General features: G+C 37.4%; 18 protein-coding genes. 4 read left to right on the forward strand and 14 right to left on the reverse strand.

Going from position 1 to position 19531, the window contains the following annotated elements; all coding sequences use genetic code 11:
- The 10 genes from EJN90_RS03895 to EJN90_RS03940 all read right to left on the reverse strand — a co-directional run bounded on the left by EJN90_RS03895 (position 1) and on the right by EJN90_RS03940 (position 12551).
- Complete coding sequence (locus EJN90_RS03895) at positions 1-1167, reverse strand: Gfo/Idh/MocA family protein (protein WP_126108961.1); 1167 nt, start codon at positions 1165-1167, stop codon at positions 1-3.
- Positions 1168-1983 (reverse strand): AraC family transcriptional regulator, encoded by an 816-nt coding sequence (locus EJN90_RS03900; RefSeq protein ID WP_164543998.1) that lies wholly within the window; start codon positions 1981-1983, stop codon positions 1168-1170.
- Between the two features lie 811 nt (positions 1984-2794).
- A complete protein-coding gene (locus EJN90_RS03905) occupies positions 2795-3643 on the reverse strand; it encodes an HAD family hydrolase (RefSeq protein WP_126108963.1) in 849 nt (282 codons plus the stop codon).
- A 123-nt stretch (positions 3644-3766) separates the two neighbouring features.
- The gene (locus EJN90_RS03910; protein WP_126108964.1) at positions 3767-4615 is read right to left on the reverse strand and encodes an SDR family oxidoreductase; all 849 of its coding nucleotides are present in this window, start codon (positions 4613-4615) and stop codon (positions 3767-3769) included.
- Between the two features lie 104 nt (positions 4616-4719).
- The gene (gene uxuA, locus EJN90_RS03915; protein ID WP_126108965.1) at positions 4720-5769 is read right to left on the reverse strand and encodes a mannonate dehydratase; all 1050 of its coding nucleotides are present in this window, start codon (positions 5767-5769) and stop codon (positions 4720-4722) included.
- A gap of 31 nt (positions 5770-5800) precedes the next feature.
- Entirely contained in the window at positions 5801-7216 is a 1416-nt protein-coding gene (gene uxaC, locus EJN90_RS03920; RefSeq protein WP_126108966.1) for a glucuronate isomerase, read from the reverse strand.
- Between the two features lie 55 nt (positions 7217-7271).
- On the reverse strand, positions 7272-7919 hold the full coding sequence (locus tag EJN90_RS03925) for a bifunctional 2-keto-4-hydroxyglutarate aldolase/2-keto-3-deoxy-6-phosphogluconate aldolase (RefSeq protein ID WP_126108967.1): 648 nt from the start codon (positions 7917-7919) through the stop codon (positions 7272-7274).
- Between the two features lie 95 nt (positions 7920-8014).
- Positions 8015-8806, reverse strand: coding sequence for an IclR family transcriptional regulator (locus EJN90_RS03930; protein WP_126108968.1), 792 nt, complete (start codon positions 8804-8806; stop codon positions 8015-8017).
- 248 nt (positions 8807-9054) lie between these two features.
- Positions 9055-10812, reverse strand: coding sequence for an ABC transporter ATP-binding protein (locus tag EJN90_RS03935; protein ID WP_126108969.1), 1758 nt, complete (start codon positions 10810-10812; stop codon positions 9055-9057).
- Complete coding sequence (locus EJN90_RS03940; RefSeq protein WP_126108970.1) at positions 10809-12551, reverse strand: ABC transporter ATP-binding protein; 1743 nt, start codon at positions 12549-12551, stop codon at positions 10809-10811. The genes EJN90_RS03935 and EJN90_RS03940 overlap by 4 nt, the downstream gene beginning before the upstream one ends.
- Positions 12552-12910: 359 nt before the next feature.
- Here EJN90_RS03940 and EJN90_RS03945 point away from each other — a divergent pair, with 359 nt between their 5' ends.
- Positions 12911-14083 carry a pyridoxal phosphate-dependent aminotransferase gene (locus EJN90_RS03945; protein ID WP_126108971.1) on the forward strand — a complete coding sequence of 391 codons (1173 nt, stop codon included), beginning with the start codon at positions 12911-12913 and terminating at the stop codon, positions 14081-14083.
- Between the two features lie 101 nt (positions 14084-14184).
- Here the strand turns inward: EJN90_RS03945 and ybaK are convergent, their stop codons facing one another.
- From ybaK to EJN90_RS03960, 3 genes are all read right to left on the reverse strand, one after another.
- Positions 14185-14664: a Cys-tRNA(Pro) deacylase gene (ybaK, locus tag EJN90_RS03950; RefSeq protein WP_126108972.1), complete on the reverse strand. Its 480-nt coding sequence runs from the start codon at positions 14662-14664 to the stop codon at positions 14185-14187.
- A gap of 73 nt (positions 14665-14737) precedes the next feature.
- A complete protein-coding gene (gene pgsA, locus EJN90_RS03955) occupies positions 14738-15274 on the reverse strand; it encodes a CDP-diacylglycerol--glycerol-3-phosphate 3-phosphatidyltransferase (RefSeq protein WP_126108973.1) in 537 nt (178 codons plus the stop codon).
- Between the two features lie 18 nt (positions 15275-15292).
- Positions 15293-15541: a hypothetical protein gene (locus tag EJN90_RS03960; RefSeq protein ID WP_126108974.1), complete on the reverse strand. Its 249-nt coding sequence runs from the start codon at positions 15539-15541 to the stop codon at positions 15293-15295.
- A 165-nt stretch (positions 15542-15706) separates the two neighbouring features.
- Here EJN90_RS03960 and EJN90_RS03965 point away from each other — a divergent pair, with 165 nt between their 5' ends.
- The 3 genes from EJN90_RS03965 to EJN90_RS03975 all read left to right on the forward strand — a co-directional run bounded on the left by EJN90_RS03965 (position 15707) and on the right by EJN90_RS03975 (position 19127).
- Entirely contained in the window at positions 15707-16876 is a 1170-nt protein-coding gene (locus tag EJN90_RS03965; protein ID WP_227872572.1) for a PQQ-dependent sugar dehydrogenase, read from the forward strand.
- A 96-nt stretch (positions 16877-16972) separates the two neighbouring features.
- Positions 16973-17872 carry an ABC transporter ATP-binding protein gene (locus tag EJN90_RS03970; protein WP_126108975.1) on the forward strand — a complete coding sequence of 300 codons (900 nt, stop codon included), beginning with the start codon at positions 16973-16975 and terminating at the stop codon, positions 17870-17872.
- Positions 17865-19127 (forward strand): ABC transporter permease, encoded by a 1263-nt coding sequence (locus EJN90_RS03975; RefSeq protein ID WP_126108976.1) that lies wholly within the window; start codon positions 17865-17867, stop codon positions 19125-19127. The genes EJN90_RS03970 and EJN90_RS03975 overlap by 8 nt, the downstream gene beginning before the upstream one ends.
- Here EJN90_RS03975 and yidD read toward each other — a convergent pair.
- Positions 19115-19444, reverse strand: a complete 330-nt coding sequence (gene yidD / locus EJN90_RS03980) for a membrane protein insertion efficiency factor YidD (protein WP_126108977.1) — start codon at positions 19442-19444, stop codon at positions 19115-19117. The genes EJN90_RS03975 and yidD overlap by 13 nt on opposite strands.
- Positions 19445-19531: the final 87 nt, after the last annotated feature.

A 19531-nucleotide genomic window follows, 5' to 3' on the forward strand; every position in this document is an offset into this window, starting at 1 on the left:
TTATCTGGTCTCGTATTTTCCTTCTTCTTTAATCTTTTCATTCAATAATTCTAGATATTTATCATCATCAAAGTTCTCCAGTGATACTTCCTCATCCAGCCAACTCGATAAATGAATCGCATTCGCCAAACGGACTCCGTTAATTCCTTCTACTCCCGGTGCTAACAAATCTTCCCCATGAAGAATGTGGCGAGCAAAATTTTCAAGAACACCTGAATGTTGTGCCCCCCAAGCTGAATCTGTTGTAAATGTTTCTTCTTCAACTAATTCTCTTTGTGTTTTACCGCCAGGGAAAGTAAAGCTTGTTCCTTCCGCCTTTACTCCCGCATTGATTTCTTGTTCTGTCATCGATAATCTTTTAACCGTTACTTTATTGCTGTCTTCTACTATGATTTTTCCTTTATCACCAAATATTTCCAGACGATCTGTCCCGATCAAATCGTGCGTACAAGTGATGAAGACACCTGTTGCACCATTTCCATAATCCAATACAGCTGTTACTTCATCTTCAACAGCAATATCACGCTGGTAACCATTTGTCGTTTTTGCATAGACAGATTTTGGTACTCCTGCGATCCATTGAAGAAGATCAAGCTGATGCGGTGCTTGGTTTACGAGAACGCCGCCCCCTTCTGCTCCCCAAGTTGCACGCCATTCGCTTTGATTATAATATGCTTGCGGACGATACCATGTTGTAATAATCCAATTTGTGCGACGAATCGCTCCAATTTCTCCATTAGTAACAATTTCTTTGATGCGTTGATATAACGGATTGTTTCGTTGGTTGAACATTATTGCATAGGTTACATCTTCTTTTGATGCTGCATATTCATTTAGTTCTTTTACTTGCTTTGTATACACACCTGCTGGCTTCTCATTCAATACGTGAATCCCTTTCCCTAATGCATACATCGCAATCTCGGGATGGAAATAATGGGGAACAGTGGTAATAATTGCTTCCACTTCTCCACTGTCAATCATTTCTTTGTAGTTAGAAAAAATAGCTTTTTCAGGATACTTTTCTTTAAGGCTTGTAATCTTTTCTGGATCAATATCACAGAAAGCCACTAAATCCATGCTTGGAACCATTCCATCTTCGATAAACTTTGTATAATACGAACCTTGTGTTCCAGCACCAATAATTCCAAATTTAAGTTTCTTCTCCATTTAAAAAGCTCCTTTTCCGTTTGTATATTGATTATTTTTTCTATATTGGCTCGGGGTCATGCCTACATTTTGTTTAAAAAATCTGCTAAAATGGGCATCGCTTTCAAAACCGTGTTCAAAAGCAATTACTTTAATTGACTTTGAATGATCATTCAATAACGCGTATCGTGCTTGTGACAAACGATATCCCATCACATAGTGCATAATGGTATAGCCGGTAATTTCTTTAAATACATGGGAAAGATAAGATTTACTTAGATTTAAAGTACTTGCTACATCTTCGATTGTAAAAGACTCACGGTAATGCTCAAAAACATAGGAAGAGATTTCTTCAGCGATTTTGGTTCTTTCATCTTCATAGTTTTGTGCTTTATCCATGACTCTTACCGTCGCCGAGTCAATTTTCAATAGAATTTGCACTAAAGCTAATTTTCGCTTTGCCTCATTTTTATAAGAAGAGTCTAAAGCATCAAGTTTCTTCATTGCCAAAAACATATTTTCAATACTGACAAGATCTTCTTTTTCGAATGTCCGAATTAATCCGTTACGATTTTCAGTAAAGAATTTTAACAAATCATCAATTTGTAAATCTGCTAATAAGGGCTCTATCCACTTAGCATCAAAATGAATAACACTTCGTTCATAATTTTCTTCGTTGCCGAAAACATAAGCTCGATGAACAGTCATGCCATCCATCATTAATAAATCTCCGGGATGAAGGTAATAAATTTGATTTCCGACCAAAAAGCGACAATTCCCTCCATGAAACAAGAAAATTTCATATTCCGAATGGGTATGGAAGTCTAGCCCCTGCACATTGCCTTTCTGCCGGTAATTTGCTTTTAATTTTCCAGAAATCTTTATCCCCCCTTATATTGAATTCACTAGTCATTATATCAATTCCATTTTTGTATTAACAATGACTAATAGTGCTTTCATTCTTGTTTTATTGACTAGAACTCTTATCCTTGGTATTAGAATCTTTTTTAGCGGTTCTTTAGCATATAGTTAGCTTTTCGTGGTTAATTAGAAAAACTTTAGTAAACTCAGCATAACGAAACTGACCCAAAAAGGTCAGTCACGTTCTTCCCTATCCTTAATTTCTTTGAAGAAACTGGCGTACATCTCTTCGTACTCTTCAACAGCAGGTTAATTTTTTCCTGTTGCATTCAACTGATTGTTTTTGTATTCCTTTGGTGTGACGCCAATATTACTTTTGAAATAACGACAAGAATGTGTAATACCTTTAAAACCACAATCATGAAGTTTATCTATAATTTGGATAAGGATACTGTTACAAAAATGCAAATTTCTTTAAGCCGGGAAGATTGAGAAGTTCGAAAGACATCAATTATAATAAGCAACAAAAAACGAGCTGGGTAATTTCCCATCTCGTTTTTTGCTTCTATATTTTTTTTATAGACTAGGGGATTATAAGTTCAGCCATCAATGTCTAGCTTCCAAGTCCTGACCTAGTGAAAAAAAGATAAATTTGCCCCATTGCGCGCTTCGCTGCTCGCTAACGCATATCATTCGACTAACCCGCTGAAGCGTGAAGTCTCCTGACAATTCAGGGTCAAATTTCCTATTTTTTCATAGATCAAGGCGGACTTGTCCGCTTTTCTTATTAATCATATTTGCTTAATAAATCGTGGAATTCTTTTTTCAGACTTTCTTGGTACTCACCAGCATATTCACCATTCATGAATTTAGGTAATGCTTCGTTTACCAAACGGTCCCATGATTCTTTTTCTTTCCTGAATAAAATTGGGTAGTAGTAAACACCATTCTCGTCAGCAGCTGCTTCATCTCCAGGCGCATCACCAACCATCAATACATGTTTTGTATCGTACCCTTTTGTCAATAAGTCTGCAATTGCTTCTGCCTTGCTGCCGCGATCTTGTGCATAAAAAGCATCAACCGAATCCAACAAATCATGGCGGATCCATTCACTTTCGACAGCTTCTTTATTTGCAGAACTTACGATCGCTACATCAGTCAACTGTGTAATGTGTGCCAAACCTTTTTTTACGCCTTCGAATGGACGATCTTCGCCAACTAATTCTGTTTCAATAGCATGGTTAACGCGCTTGCTCCAGTCGTATGTCTTTTCGAGATCTTCAGAAGGACTGTCTGCAATTAATTGTTCCAATGCATCGTTGGAAAGGGAACTTGCTGTTTCAGCCCAATTTTTCAAAGCGGTGATGTCACCTAAATCTTCGCCACGGTTCTGTGCATTCAATAGAGCCATTACCAATGCTTTGAAACGATTAACGCCACGCGTGCTAGAGAATAAGTTGATACGATTCCAATCCTCTAAATAAGTTTCGCGGTCCTTTATGCCGAATACGTCAGCGGAGAACGGTCCGAAGAAACGTTCATGTTTGATGTCCATCGTGTCCATCGCACAACCGTCTGAGTCGACACACACCAAGAAATCTCTTTGTTTTTCAAAATTCTCAAATTTTTCTGTCATTAAGGTTCCTCCTTCATCTTTCGAAAGCGTTTCATAAAAAAATAGAAGAGCTCAATAGAAATCTTCATGTTATATGAAGCTATTTTCTATTAGGCTCCTCTCACTCACTTAATTAATTTCATGTTATACTCCGGAATAAGCGCTGAACCCACCGTCAATTGGCAGTACAACTCCGTTTACAAAGCTTGATGCTTTTTCATCAGCTAAGAACATCAATCCACCCAATAATTCGTCTGATTCACCAAAACGTCCCATTGGAGTGTTGTTAATGATTTTTTCACCACGAGGTTTTAGAGTCTTGTGGTCTTCTTCAAACATTAAATCAATATTTTGTTTTGAAACTAAGAACCCTGGTGCAATTGCGTTACAACGAATGCCAGCTTTAGAGAAATGAACTGCTAACCATTGTGTAAAGTTAGAAATTGCTGCTTTTGCTCCTGAATATGCTGGAATTTTTGTAAGTGGTGTGAAAGCATTCATACTTGAAATATTGATGATGTTTGCTCCTTCACGGCCTACCATGTCTTTAGCAAAAACTTGCGTTGGCAATAAAGTACCTAAGAAGTTTAAGTTAAATACAAATTCAACACCGCTTTGATCTAAATCAAAGAATGATTTTGTATCTTCTGGCATATTTGCTTCATGGAATTCGTTATCTGTTGTTGCGCGTGGGTTATTACCACCAGCACCATTTACTAAGATATCGACTGTTCCAAGGTCTGCAACAACACCTGCTTGTGCTGCTTCGATTGATTCTCTATCTAATACGTTACATCTGTATGCTTTCGCAACTCCACCTTCTGCAACGATTTCGTCAGCATATCCTTGAGCTGCTTCTTCGTTTAAGTCAAGTAATGCAACTTTTGCCCCTGCTTTTGAAAATGCTTTTGCAAATTCAGAACATAGAACGCCGCCGGCACCTGTAACGACTACTACTTTATCTGTAAAATCATGAACGAATGGGTTTGTCATTATAATGAACCTCTTCCTGTTGTTTATTCCTTTTAGAAATTGAAATCAAGTCCTGACCCTGCTTTTTTGTCAGCAAGGGTCAATACGGACTTGTTCTGCTTTCTTTATTTGTTTGCAGCTAGGTTTTTCTTAACAGCTTCTTCTAAACCATTTAGGTAAGTTGCACCTAGCGCACGGTCGTATAAACCGTAACCAGGTTTTCCTGTTTCTCCCCAGATCATACGACCGTGGTCAGGACGAATTGCGCCTTCAAAGCCAGCTTCCACACATGCTTTAACTACTTCGTACATATCAATTGAACCCATTTCAGATAAATGAGCAGATTCTTCGAATGAACGTCCGCCAACCAACTTGATGTTACGAGCATGCATAAAGTTTACACGTTTTTTCGCTAACATATCTTTCAAGATTTCAACTGCGTCATTTTTAGGATCAGATGCGTATGAACCTACACATAGCGTTACTCCGTTATATTCGCTGTCATACAATTTGATGAAACGATTTAATGCTTCGCCATTCGTAATGATACGAGGCAGTCCAAAGATTGAATATGGAGGATCATCCGGGTGAATCGCCATTTTTACGTTTGCTTTTTCAGCTACCGGTAAAATTTCTTTAATGAAGTATTCTAGGTTTTCCCATAGTTTTTCTTCATCAACTTCTTTGTACTCATCCATCAGAGCATTCATTTCTTCTGGCGTGTAGCTTTCATCCCAACCTGGAAGAGAAAGTGTACGTGGATCCATTTTATTAACTTCTTCTTCATCAAAAATCAAAGCATTTGAGCCATCTGGTAATTCGTATGCTAAATTTGAACGAGTCCAGTCAAAAATTGGCATGAAGTTGTAACATACTACAGGAATTCCAGCTTTACCTAAGTTGCGTAAAGTTTCTTTGTAAGCCTCGATATACTTATCACGGTCTGGGCGTCCAATTTTAATTGATTCGTGAACCGGAACAGATTCGATAACATTAATTTTCAAGCCTTTTTCTTCAACATCAGCTTTCAATTGTTCGATACGTTCCAACGGCCAAGCTTCCCCTACAGGAATATCGTAAATTGCTGTAACAATTCCTTCCATTCCTGGAATTTGACGAATATTATCTAGTGTAACTGGATCATCGTGTCCGTACCATCTGAATGACATTTCCATGTTAATAACACTTCCTTAATGTTTTTATTTTTTATTTATTAAAATTAAAGTATTCAACGGCGTTGTCATAACTAATGTTTTTGATTAGTTTTTCTAACAATGCATCATCATCAGGAATTTCACCACGTTCTACCAAATCCCCAATAAAGTCGCAAAGGATACGACGGAAGTACTCATGACGAGTATAGGAAATAAAACTTCTTGAGTCTGTCAGCATTCCGACAAAGTTCATTAATAAGCCTGCTTCAGACAAAGCTTTCAATTGTTTCAACATTCCGTATTTCGTATCATTGAACCACCAACCAGATCCTAATTGAACTTTGCTCTTAATACCTTCGGAGTTCATTTGGAAGTTTGCTGCAGCTGTTCCTGCTAGATCAAAATAAGTTGGGTCAAGTGGATACATAATAAATTTCGGTAATTGGTTATTTTCGTCCATAGCACCCATTAAGTTATTTAGAGCATAACTTACGTTTGGTTGATCTTGAATAGAATCAACACCTGCATCTGGTCCAATTTTCGCAAATATACGTCTGTTATTGTTACGGATTGCTCCAAAATGCAATTGCATTACAAAGTCTTTCGCGTGATAAATTTTACCCAATTCTACCAATAATTTTGTTTGGAATTTTGTATATTCATCATGTGATACTGCTTCGCTGTTTGCTGCTTTTTGGAAAATTGCTTCGATTTCTTCATCGCTCGCTTCTACGTAATGAATCGTTGACAAACCGTGGTCAGAAATATTGGAGCCGCAATCTGCAAAATATTGGATACGTTCTTCAAGCCCTGCTAATAAATCAGCAAAATTATCCATCTTACGTCCGGTTACTTCTCTCATTTTTCCTAAAAAGTTGGTAAATTTCGCTGCATCTTGAACTGCAAATGCTTCATCAGGACGGAATCCTGGTGCAACTTTTACATCAAAGGAATCATCTTCAGCAATCTGTTTATGCCAAGCTAAATCATCTGTTGGGTTATCAGTTGTACAAACAAAGGTTACATTTGAGTTTTTAATCAATTTACGAGCTGTTAAGTTTTCTTCTTCGATTACTTGATTACATTTATCGTAGATTTCTTTCCAATTTTTGCTTGTCAGTAACTCATCAATATGAAAGTAACGTTTCAATTCCAATGCAGACCAATGGAACAAAGGATTCCCTACAGCGTTTTCACAAGCATACGCCCATGCTTCAAATTTTTCTTCGTCAGAAGCATTTCCAGTGATCTTTTCTTCGTCAATGCCCATTGCGCGCATTGCACGCCATTTATAATGGTCTCCTCCCAACCACAACTCTGTAACATTTTTGAATTTGTGGTCTTCAGCAATCTGCTGTGGAGATAAATGACAGTGATAGTCGAATATCGGCATATCCTTTGAAAAATCATGATAGAGACGTTGAGCTGTCTCTGATTGAAGCATAAAATTATCATGAATAAATGACATTCGTTTCGTCTCCCCTCTTTTTTGAAAAGCTCCCAGCTGACTTCATTCTTAAAAATTAGTCAGCTAGAATTGTCGCTAATTTATCAGCAAATTCTTTTGCTGCTGCTTCTACGCTTTCATATCCGCCATCTTTAAGGCCTTTGGTTAGTGCGCTTCCTACTCCAACAGCCCAAGCTCCATTCGCAATCCATTTGTCCATATTATCTAATGAAACACCGCCTGATGGCATTGCTTCCACCCAAGGAATCGGACCATGTAAATCTTTAATGAAACCAGGACCTAACAAGCCGCCTGGGAACAATTTAACAACTTCACAACCAGCTTCAAGAGCCATTGTTACTTCTGTAATTGAACCACAGCCTGGTAAGTATGGAACTGTGTATAGGTTACACATTTTAGCGATTTTTTCATTATAAGAAGGGCTTACAACAAATTTTGCACCATTTAAAATTGCAATACGTGCTGCGACTTCATCCAATACAGTCCCTGCTCCTACAACCATATCTGTTCCAGCAAACTCATCTGAAAGTTGACGCATTACTTTTTCTGCATTTGGCGTAGAAAATGTTACTTCGATGTTTTTAATGCCACCCTTGTAGACAGCTTTCGAAACTTCGTAACCTTCTTCTTGTGTGGAACCACGAACTACTGCAAACAAAAAATTTTCTTGCAATTGGTTTAGAGTATCTCTTTTGACGCTCATTTTCTTCCTCCATTTCTCTCTTTGCGGTTTTACATTGTGAAACGCAATATCACATACCGATTTAATTATAAATAGAACTTAATTTTATGTCAATCTCATTTACTCAGATAATTCAAAGAACCGCCTAATAATTGGGTAATTCTTTCAGCATATTCACAAGTTTTCCGTATATAGTGCTCTTTATTCGTTTTCTCCTCGATTGGCAATGAAATACTAATGGCACCTGCAACGGATTCTTTATAGCTAGAAAAAATAGAGCCTACGCAAAATACCCCATACTCAAACTCTTCATCATCCAGTGCATAACCATCCTCTCTTACTTTTTCTATTTCTTCGATAAAGTGCTTGTAATTCGTAAGAGTATGTTCTGTTTTCTGCTCAAGTTCTAAATTTTCCCAATAAGCACTAATTTCGTTATTTGTTCGCATCGCTAACATTGCTTTCCCAACTGCCGTACAATATAAGGGTGCTTTCAATCCAATTTTTGAGCGCATCTTAGACTCATGGTAGTCCCCATATTTGTCAATGTAAAGGATTTCATCGTTATCTTCGATAACTAAATGGACTGTTTGTTTAATTTCTTCTGACAATTGTCTGATGTTACTTTTTGCAACGTTAATAAAGTCAATATTTTGCACTCTCTTGTTGCCCAACTCAAACATTCTTAACGACACTCGATATTGCTTCGTCTCATCTAATTGTTCAATAAATCCGTTCTCAATTAAGGAGTGAACGATTCTGTGAGTAGTTGCTTTATGCAGACCTACTTTTTCGCTTAGTTCTCCTAGTCCTAAACTACTGTGATCTGCTAGAGTTTCTAAAATTAATACTGCTCGGTCAATCGATTGTACTTTTGAAGTACCTAATTGTTCTTCTTTTGTAGCCATTCATCTATCTTCCTTCGTTTAAGCTAACACTAAATTGCTTATTTTTTTCTCTTTGCTCTAGTATAACAATCATAGTTAGAAATGTGAAAAAAATATTGCACAGCAACCCGGCAATGAATAAAAAGCTTGTTTTTTTCTAAAAGTAAAATACAGGCAGACTTTGGAGGCTGTACTTTACTTTTGATACTTTTTTCCTTAATGAAATGACCCCAAAGGCCATAAATCTCCTTTGGGGTCATTTTTTAGTATTAGATTGCTTCCGCAATACTTTTCTTTTGCATACGATACATTTCCGCATATTTACCATTTTGTCTCAATAAGTAATCATGGTTTCCTCGTTCAACAATTTCTCCATTATCCAATACTAAAATTTGATCGGCATGTTGAATGGTAGAAAGTCGATGGGCAATGATAAAGGTTGTTCTTCCTTCCTTTAACACGTCCATTGCATGTTGAATGATTTCTTCCGTTTCCGTATCGATACTAGAGGTTGCTTCATCCAAAATTAAAATTTTCGGATCGTACGCCAACGCTCTGGCAAAGGAAATTAATTGTCGTTGTCCAGAACTTAAGGTGCTTCCCTTCTCTACTACCGGTTCTTGAAGTCCTTTTTCAAAATGCGAAATCATTTGGACTCCGCCTACTTTTTCTAACGCGTTTTTTGCCATTTCAGAAGTAATGGATGGATTTTCTAGCGAAATATTCGATTCAATCGTTCCAGTGAACAGAAATGGATCTTGCAAAACAATTCCCATTGATTCACGAACACTTTTACGAGAAGATTCTTTTGTATTTTGACCATCTATCCGAATCTCGCCTTCTTGCGGATCGTAAAAACGGAACAGCAAATTCATAATGGAACTTTTCCCTGAACCCGTATGTCCGACTAAGGCTACCGTTTCTCCAGGGTTTGCCGTAAAATGAATATTCTTCAATACTTTCGTTTCATCTGTATAACCAAAACTTACTTGATTAAATTCTACTTTTCCTTCCGCTATTTCCAAGGTTCCTTCAGCTTCTTCTTCCGTACTTGTATCCAATAATTTAAAGACTCTTTCTCCAGCAGCAATGGCTTGTTGCACAAAAGCCATCTGTTGTATAATTCCTTGAATTGGATCATACAACCGTGTGATATAATCTCCAAATACATACAAGGTACCAATGGAAATCCCCAACACTCCGTCTAAGTATTGTGTTCCAAAATAAACCATCAGCAACAACAATGTAATATGGCGCAACAATCCACCCAACGTAAATTGAGCAGCTGAATCGAGCAGTACATATTTCCGTTCTACTTCAAACCAGGCATTATTGACGGTATTAAATTCTTCCGCAACTTGTTCTTCTTGTTGGAATGCTTGGATAATTGACATACCTTGAACAGACTCATTAATTTTTCCATTAATTTCACTGTTCAATTCTCTTTCTTGACGACTGAATTTTCCTGCGTACTTACTGTACATCTTATGCCAAAAATACATCAAAGGCAGTAAAACCAGTAAAGCCAAGCCAAGACCTTTATGAAGCCTTGTAATCGCAAAATAGGTTCCAATTACATAAATCACATTTAACATGACATTACTGATTGTTACAACATAAAATTGTTGACGTAGCACTTCTGTGTCATTTGTAATTTGAGATACCACTTTTCCTGCTGGCAAGTTATCAAAATAACGAATCGGCAGCTTTTGTAAATGGCGGTATGCCTGATCACGGATGATTTTAACAATTTTATTAGCTGTTTTCGTTAATAATAGAAAACTGATATAGCGCAAAATTGCAGTAACTAACATTAGTCCAGCGTATAACACTAACAGTCGAACCAACACACTGCCGTAGGATTGCCCCGTAGCGGCTGAAGGAGTGATGACATCATCAATGACTTGTTGCGCAACCAGAGGTGCATACAAATCGGTAGAAACTGCAATAATCAGCAACATAAAACCAAAAATAAATTTCAACTTATCATATTTCATATACGATAATAATCGTTTTACTGTTTTCATTCATCAGCACCTGCCTTTAACTCTTGGCGAAGATACTGGGTGTAATACCATCCATGTCTACCGATTAACTCATCATGACTGCCACGTTCAGTGATTTTCCCGTCTTCCATTACGATAATTTCATCTGCTTGTTTGACTGCAGAAAGACGGTGAGTAGAAATAATAGTCGTTTTCCCTGTTCTTACTCGCTTGATATTTTCAACAATTTTCTGCTCAGTATTTGCATCAACCGCAGATAAAGAATCATCTAATATTAAAATTTCTGGGTTCTTTATTAATGCACGGGCAATGGATATCCGTTGCTTTTGACCGCCAGAAATCGAAACCCCTTTTTCACCAATCATGGTGTCCAATCCTTGCGACATTTTTTTCAAGTCATCTTCAAACGACGCAATCCTTACACTTTCCATCACTTCATCATCTGTGGCAGATCCTTTCCCGAAAGCAATATTATCTCGTACGCTCTTCGAAAAAAGGACATGATCTTGTGGCACATAACCAATCAGATTTTGGATAGCTTTTCCACGGTAATTTAAAATAGGATCTTCCCCTACTCTAAATTCACCGTTTCCTAAAGGATACTGGCGTAACAACTGACGAATAAAGGTTGTTTTTCCAGCTCCAGTTTTCCCAACAATTCCCAATGTTTTTCCTTTTGGAATCGTTATATCGATCCTATCGAGATTGAGATCCTGGCTGGATGGATACTTAAAGGATAAACCATGCATGACAATATCATCTACTGTCTCAATTACTTTCTCACCACCAGATTCCATATCGTCACCGGTACCAAGAACTTTTTCAACACGTTCCATCGACGCGCTGCCTTGACGCAACACATTCGTCAGTTCTCCAATCGAAATAATCGGCCAAACGATCATACCCAGATACATTTGAAAAGCAACCATATCGCCCACTGACAAAGAGCCTCTCATGACCAGATTTGCTCCATATCCAAATGCGATCACATTACTCAAACTGATAATGATTTTTGTTAAGGGAGAAAACAGTGCATTCGCATCCGCAACTCGATTGTTTTTCTTCAACATGCTTTCAGTTTGCTGATGAAACTTTTCTACATAGTCATCTTCTTTTACGTAAGCTCGAATAACACGAATGCCATCTACAACTTCTAACACATCATTGTTTAAAGAAGAGAAAGCCTCTTGTGCGGCTGAGTATCGTTTCTCAACAATATCCCCTAGTTTTCCAAATAGATACGCTAACAGAGCCAGTGGCAACAAACTAAAGAATGTTAATTTCCATGACACTGACATTCCCATCATTAAAACAATGACCGTTAAAAATAATGTCGCATTCATTAATACCATCATTCCATAACCGGCAGTATCCGCGATGGAACGAATATCTTGCGTTGAACGAGCCATTAAATCACCGGTTCGAAACTTCTCGTAAAAAGTTGATCGCATTTTCAAGAAATGATCCATCATTTTTTTACGCATGCCTCTTTGAAGTTTTGCTGCACCTGTAAATAGATAATAGGACCAAATAAATTCTAATAGGTAGGCCGCAAGCAAACTAATTAAAAAGAGTGTGCCAAACGTTTTTAATAAAGGACTCGTTAGTTCCTCTCGAACGATTGAATCAATCATCCGACCAATCAAAAAAGGAATAAATACGCTAAACAGATTACTTCCCATCATGGTTATTAATGAGATTGTGTAGTCTTTCCAATTCTCTTTAAAAAAGCCTTTCAACTTAAACATTACATCAAACATATGCTATACTTCCCTCGTTTCTGCCTTCCAATAAAATTTCGCCTATAAAGAAAATGAACACAAAAAAGGCGTAATCCGTCCTAAAAACAGATTACGCCAGCGTTAAAATTCCTTATAATACGGGCATCAATTTTTTTCATGGAAGGAGGTTAATTGATATTCATTTGCGTGTAAAATCATTTCTGTTACTTTCATCGTAACCCCTCCTTTTTTCAGTCTACCTATATTTTAATCGTTTTCACACAATAGAACAAGCATAATATTGAATATTTAGAAAGTCTTTTTCTCTACACTATAAAAAGATTGAACAATCTGCTAAAATCATTAAAAAGATAGATATGAAATAAGGAGATGAAAATATGTATCATTGGTCGATTCTTTCCCAACAATATCCTGCCTCGAGTATACGCAAGATGGCCAAATTAGCTCGCCAGTTTGACGATACAATTATGTTAACAATGGGTGAGCCGAATTTTGAAACGCCTGATTTTATCAAACAAGCAGGAATAAATGCAATAAAAGAGAATCGGACACATTATGGACCGAATGTGGGAGAAGAGGCATTTCAACAAGCAGTGGCTGATAAGTATAAAGTTTTGACCAAATCTTCTTTTTCCCCTAATGAAGTGATGGCGTCGTTCGGGGCAACAGAAGGGATTCTTTTGGTGATGATGTCCATTTTAAATGCCGGGGATGAGGTTTTGATTGCAAATCCTCACTATCCAAATTATTTGGGGCAAATTATGGGACTTGGTGCAAAAGTTGTTCAGGTACCGGTCTATGAGGGAAATCAATTTAAAATACAAGCAGAAGATATTGAAGCAGCTATTACAGAGCGAACAAAATTACTCATTATTAACTCACCGAATAATCCAATGGGATCGATTTTGACCCAAGAGGAAATGGAAGAAATTGCTGCTGTTGCAGATAAATATAAAGTAACGATTTTGTCTGATGAAGTGTATGAAAGTATTATGTATGATGGACAAAAGCATTTTAGTCTCTTTCAAATTCCTGGGGCAAAAGAAAACCACTTTGTTGTAAACAGCTTTTCAAAAACTTATGCGATGACTGGATGGCGGGTGGGTTACGTTGTAGGGAATGCTGCCGCTATCGAACGTATGGCGGAATTCCGTGAAGGAGTCGGCTTTTGTGTGCCACCCTTTATTCAAGATGCCGCAGCCGAAGCTTTGAAATCAGATCAATCCATCGTCAAAGAGTATTTAAAAGCATACGACCGCCGCCGTCACGTGATTGTAGATGGCTTGAATAAAATTTCCGGTTTTCATTGCTTAAAGACAGAAGGAGCTTTTTACGCCTTCCCAAACATTCAAGCATTTGGCAAATCTTCTCAAGATTTCGCATTAGAACTATTAGAAGAAACCCATGTGGCAATGACACCTGGTTCTGCTTTTGGTTCAATGGGTGAAGGTTATCTGAGAATTTCTTTTGCACAGTCAGAAGAAGTCTTGCAAGAAGCTGTGGAACGAATCCATCAGTATGTGTCAGAAACCTATCCGAATATAAAATAAGCTGGGGCTTTGGCCCCAGCTTATTTTATATAGTTTTTTTGAGCTGACAGTTTGCTTTATTAAGGAAACCAAGGATGATTGAGAGACACTTTCCTTGATAATCATACAATATCAGTAAATTGTCCGTTAACTAGCAGAGCAAGTTCTTTTGGCGCTAGCTCTATTTGTAATCCTCTTCTTCCCGCCGAGACAGTAATTGTTTCATACTTCAATGCTGATTCATCAAAAAAAGTAGGGAACAACTTTTTCATTCCAACCGGTGAGCAGCCTCCACGAATATAGCCGGTCAGTTCTTCTAACTCTTTCACATGAAGCATTTCTACTTTCTTATTTCCACTAGCTTTGGCGATTTTTTTCAAGTCTAATTCCTGATTGCTCGGAATAACCGCAACAATTGGTCCAGTCTTATTTCCGACCGCTACCAACGTTTTAAATATCCGACTCGGATCAGCGTTCAAATGCTCTGCTACGCTTTTGCCCGACAAGTCATCTTCTTGCCACGGATATTCATGCTCAATGTAAGATATTTTCTTCTGCTCCACAATCCGAATCGCATTCGTTTTTGCTTTTTTCTTTGCCACAATACCCTCTCCTTTATTCAAAAGAAAAAACTGAGAAATCCTCAGCAAATGAGTTTCTCTCAGCTAAATTTTGTTAATGAGTCGACTTTCGCTCTTGCAGTCCCATGATGAAATGATAAGCGTATTGAGTAAATGTAATGGCTGCTAGAATAGCTGTTACGATCTGGATCATATATGATCCCGGCAATGTAAATACAGCAAATACAATCGTTACAAAAATTAATACAGTCGTCATTTTACCAAAAACATTTGCTGAAATAATCATCTTTGGTTTCATACTTACCATAATAATACCTAGTACAATTTGACAAATTTCTTTCACTAAAATAATCCAAAAGAACCATTTTTCTAATAATTCCACATCAGATAATGAATATAAGACCGATACTTGCATTAATTTATCTGCAAACGGATCTGCTACCGTTCCAAATTTTGATACAACATCGTATTTTCTCGCTAAATAACCATCGAGTACATCTGTAAAACTAGCAATGATAAAAACAGCCAACGCCTGTCCTAAAGCATGTTCATTTCCTGAATAAAAAACGATAAAATAAACAGGAATCAATAATAACCGTATAAAGGTTAATATATTGGGAATATGTTTCATGTGCTTCCTCCTTTGCTTTTACGATAATAAGTTTTTTAAATAAAATTGAGCCTTCTCATATTCATTTTTCTTTACAAAAATAATATATTGATAAGCCCCCTTCTCATCAAGACCATAAGAGCCAACTTTCCCTCTCTCTGCACCCATTCGAGAAACAGTTTTAACACGATACTTCACTCCATTGTTGTGAAGTTCTTCTGTTATTTCGCTTTGCTCTTTCATTGAAAAAGTTGTCATCAGTTCTTTTTGATTAAATAGATTCAGCATATCTTTCAACTCCCAAAAAAAGCATAGATTTTCTTAAATCATACCATAAAGTAATTAAATCATTATAAAGATTTAGCTATTTTTCATTGCTCTTTATTCAAAATAATGTATCTCTTATGCGAGAGCACGTATAATTAAGTTAAATAAGAATAGGAGGAATTACTTATGAAAAGAATACTCTCTATCCTGCTTGCCGGCTTTTTCCTAGTTAGTTGTGGACAATCAAGTGAAAATGAGGTGGGCCATTCTTCTTCAGAAGAGCATTCGGAACCAGCTTCGTCTTCCCAAGCCCCTTCTTCTGTTGACGCTCCTGATTCAGTTACCTATTCGCTGCAAAGTACTTTTGAAGATATTACGTTTGAAGAACCTCTGGCTCTTGTCTTTCACCCCGAAGATCACACTCCATATGTTGTTGAGCGAACCGGTCGTATCTACCGAATAGAGAATCAAGAAAAAGAGTTGTTTATTGATTTAAGCACTCTTGTTCAAGCAGATGGACAGGAACAGGGCTTACTAGGTTTTGCCTTCGATCCAAACTTTGCCACTTCACAACGCTTTTATGTAAATTATACAGAGGAAAATCAAACCCACATTTCTCGCTTCCTAGGCGAAGAGGAGCTTCCGATCAATATCGAAACGGAGGAAATCATCCTTTCATTTGATCAGCCTTATTCCAATCATAATGGAGGCCACTTAGCTTTTGGTCCTGATGACTATCTTTATATCGCAACTGGAGATGGCGGTTCTGCTGGGGATCCCATGTACAATGCACAACGTACAGATAATCTTCTTGGGAAAATCCTGAGAATCGATGTTTCTAGTGAGGAAGCTTATCTTAATCCTGAAGATAATCGAAAAGATGAAATATTTGCTTATGGATTTCGAAATCCCTGGAGATTCAGCTTCGACAACGAAACAGGGAATCTATGGGTAGCAGACGTAGGTCAAGATTCAAGAGAAGAAATCAATATTGTTGAAAACGGACGGAACTATGGCTGGAATATTTTTGAAGGAACTCAGGATTATGATTCAGAAATGATGATGGATGGCACTACTTACTATGGTCCAATATGGGAATATGATCATACTCAAGGACAATCAATCACAGGTGGATATGTTTATAGAGGTGAACAATTCCCTGAATTGTATGGTATGTATCTCTATGGAGACTTTGTTTCTGGGACTATTTGGGCTTTAGAAACCGAAGATAATCAAGTAGTTGAAAATCACGAACTGCTTCAAACTGATTTGCGTATCGCTTCTTTTGGCGAAGACCCTGCCGGAGAAATCTATGTAGTTGATTTTTCAGGTGTCGTTTATTCTTTATCACGCTAAAAATATATTGATATATTTTTCACTCCTTTCATTTTCATCTCCCGAAACTGTATGTTAAACTAAAACAAACATGTCTAATCATTTGGAGGAACAAAGATGCTAGAAATTAAAAACCTCTCCAAATCTTTCGGAGATTTACATGCTGTGGATGATGTAAGTTTTACGATTGAAGATGGAGAAATCATGGGAATGATTGGCCAGAATGGGGCGGGAAAAACAACAACCTTCCGTCTTATCCTTGATTTTCTAACTGCCGACCAAGGTACGATTCTGTGGAACGGAAAACCTTTAACAAAAAACGAGTACAATATCGTAGGCTACCTTCCTGAAGAAAGAGGTTTGTATCCGAAAGTTTCAATTGAAGAACAGCTGATTTATTTTGCTCAACTTCGAGGGAAAAATAAAAAAGATATCAAACCTAAGATTGATTATTGGATGGATAAATTTCAAGTAAAAGGGAAGAAAACAGATAAAGTAAAAACTTTATCAAAGGGGAACCAACAAAAGGTTCAGTTGATTGCAACCCTGCTCCATGAACCAAAGCTTGTTATCCTAGACGAACCATTCAGTGGCCTCGATCCGGTTAATGCCAGTTTATTAGAAACAGGAATTAAAGAGCTGCGACAAAACGGTTCCTGTGTTATTTTTTCCAGTCATAATATGAACAATGTGGAAGAAATTTGTGATCATTTGATTATGTTAAGAGATGGACAACCAGTATTAAAAGGAACGGTAAATGAAATTCGTGAGCAGTTTGGACGAACAAAACTATTTTTAGAAACACCTATCCCAACTTCCATACTACAGGCAATGCCCGGCGTGAAAAAGGTATCGGAAGGTTCCGATGGATTTAAAGTATTGGATCTGGAAATTCCAGCATACGGACGAGATATCTTTAAAGAAGTGACAAAAAATGGCTATATCGCTACTTTCAGCCAACAACCGCCTTCTCTTGATGAAATTTTCCGTATGAAAGCAGGTGAGCCACGTGAATAAATTCTGGATTATTGTTAGTCAAGTATATAAGAAAAACGTTAAATCTATCGGCTTTGTTACAATGATGCTCAGCCCTATTGTTATGATCGGTATTATTGCTGCTATTATCTATTTCGTGGGGAATTCATTCGATCAAACTCCTACCATTGCTGTCTTGACTGAATCGGAAGAAGTTTCCCAAGTTCTTAAAGCAGAAGAAGAGTATTTTACAGTCGATGAAACAATTGTCACAAAAGAAGCAGCGGAAGAAACGATGGAACAAGAAGAAATTGACGGCTATTTAACTGTTACTTCTGAAAATGGACAAATAAACGCTTCCTATGTTGATCATTCTGGAAGTGAAAGTTTGGATATTGCTTATGTAACATCTTTATTATCTTCCATTCAATTAAATCAACAAGCTGTTGAACTTGGTCTTTCACAAGCAGATGTCGAAGCATTACTGACGCCCCCTACTGTTACTACTTCTTCTATTTCTTTTGACGATGGTGAAGTAGTTGACGATGATGACATTGATGTCGCAATTAAAACAGGGGCTGCCTATTTTATCTGTATTGCTATTTTTATGTTTATCATGACTTACTCAAGCATCATTGCAGAAGAAATTGCTTCTGAAAAAGGAACGCGTATTATGGAAGTTATCTTATCTAGTGTCTCTTCTACTACTCATTTCTTTGGGAAATTAACAGCGATTTTCTTAATCTGTATGACACAAATTGTTTTTTATGTCATAATCGGTTTGATTGCTTTCCAATTTGATATTGTTCAAAATTTAATCCCAGATGGACTGGACATTGTCAACATGCTTAGCGGTATCGTTGGTGTTTCTCTGTTCTACTTCATTACAGGAATTACCCTTTATGCGGTCATTGCGGCATTCTTAGGTTCACTCGTAACTAAAACGGAAGATGTTTCCAAAGCTGTGACGCCAATTGTCTTTATCGCTTTAGCCGGTTTCTATGGTGGCTTATTCGCCTTTGCAACCACAACAACCCCTATTGTAAAAATTGGTTCTCATATACCGTTGTTTACACCGTTTATCATGCCGTTTAGAATCGCTGCGGAGACCGTTTCAACGACAGAAGTTGTGGTTTCGATGGTTGTAATTGTTGCTTTTACTGTATTCGTTACATTCATTTCGTTACTCTTATACCGCTCGAACGTACTGATTTATTCAGACAGCAATATGTTTAAAATTATTAAAACTTCCATCCGTAATGTTCGAAATGAACGACGGAATGTTCACAATAACTGATTCTTATTTTTGTAATTCTCTGTATCTCTTTTGATTCGGTTTTGGAGTTCTTCACGCATTGCTTCTAGTTGCTCGTCAGAATCTTGGTTCCTTCTTAACGTAAATTTTTTCGGAACAGGATCGTAGCCGCCCTTTAAAAATGGCTGACAACGTAAGATTCGAGCCGTTCCCATTATGCTTCCTTTTACAGCGCCATGTGTCGCTAATGCTTCTACCATGTAATTGGAACAAGTTGGGTAATAACGGCAGCTAGGTGGAAAAAGAGGTGAGATGTGCTTTTGATACCCTTTTACACCTTTAATAAGTATTCTTTTCATAACGAACTTCCTTTCTATTTCTCTATTATACTGATGGAAGAGAAAGAATAAAATAATTGAGATTGAAAAAGCCACTTTTCATTTTGA

Source organism: Jeotgalibaca ciconiae, from assembly GCF_003955755.1.
Taxonomy (GTDB): Bacteria; Bacillota; Bacilli; order Lactobacillales; family Aerococcaceae; genus Jeotgalibaca; species Jeotgalibaca ciconiae.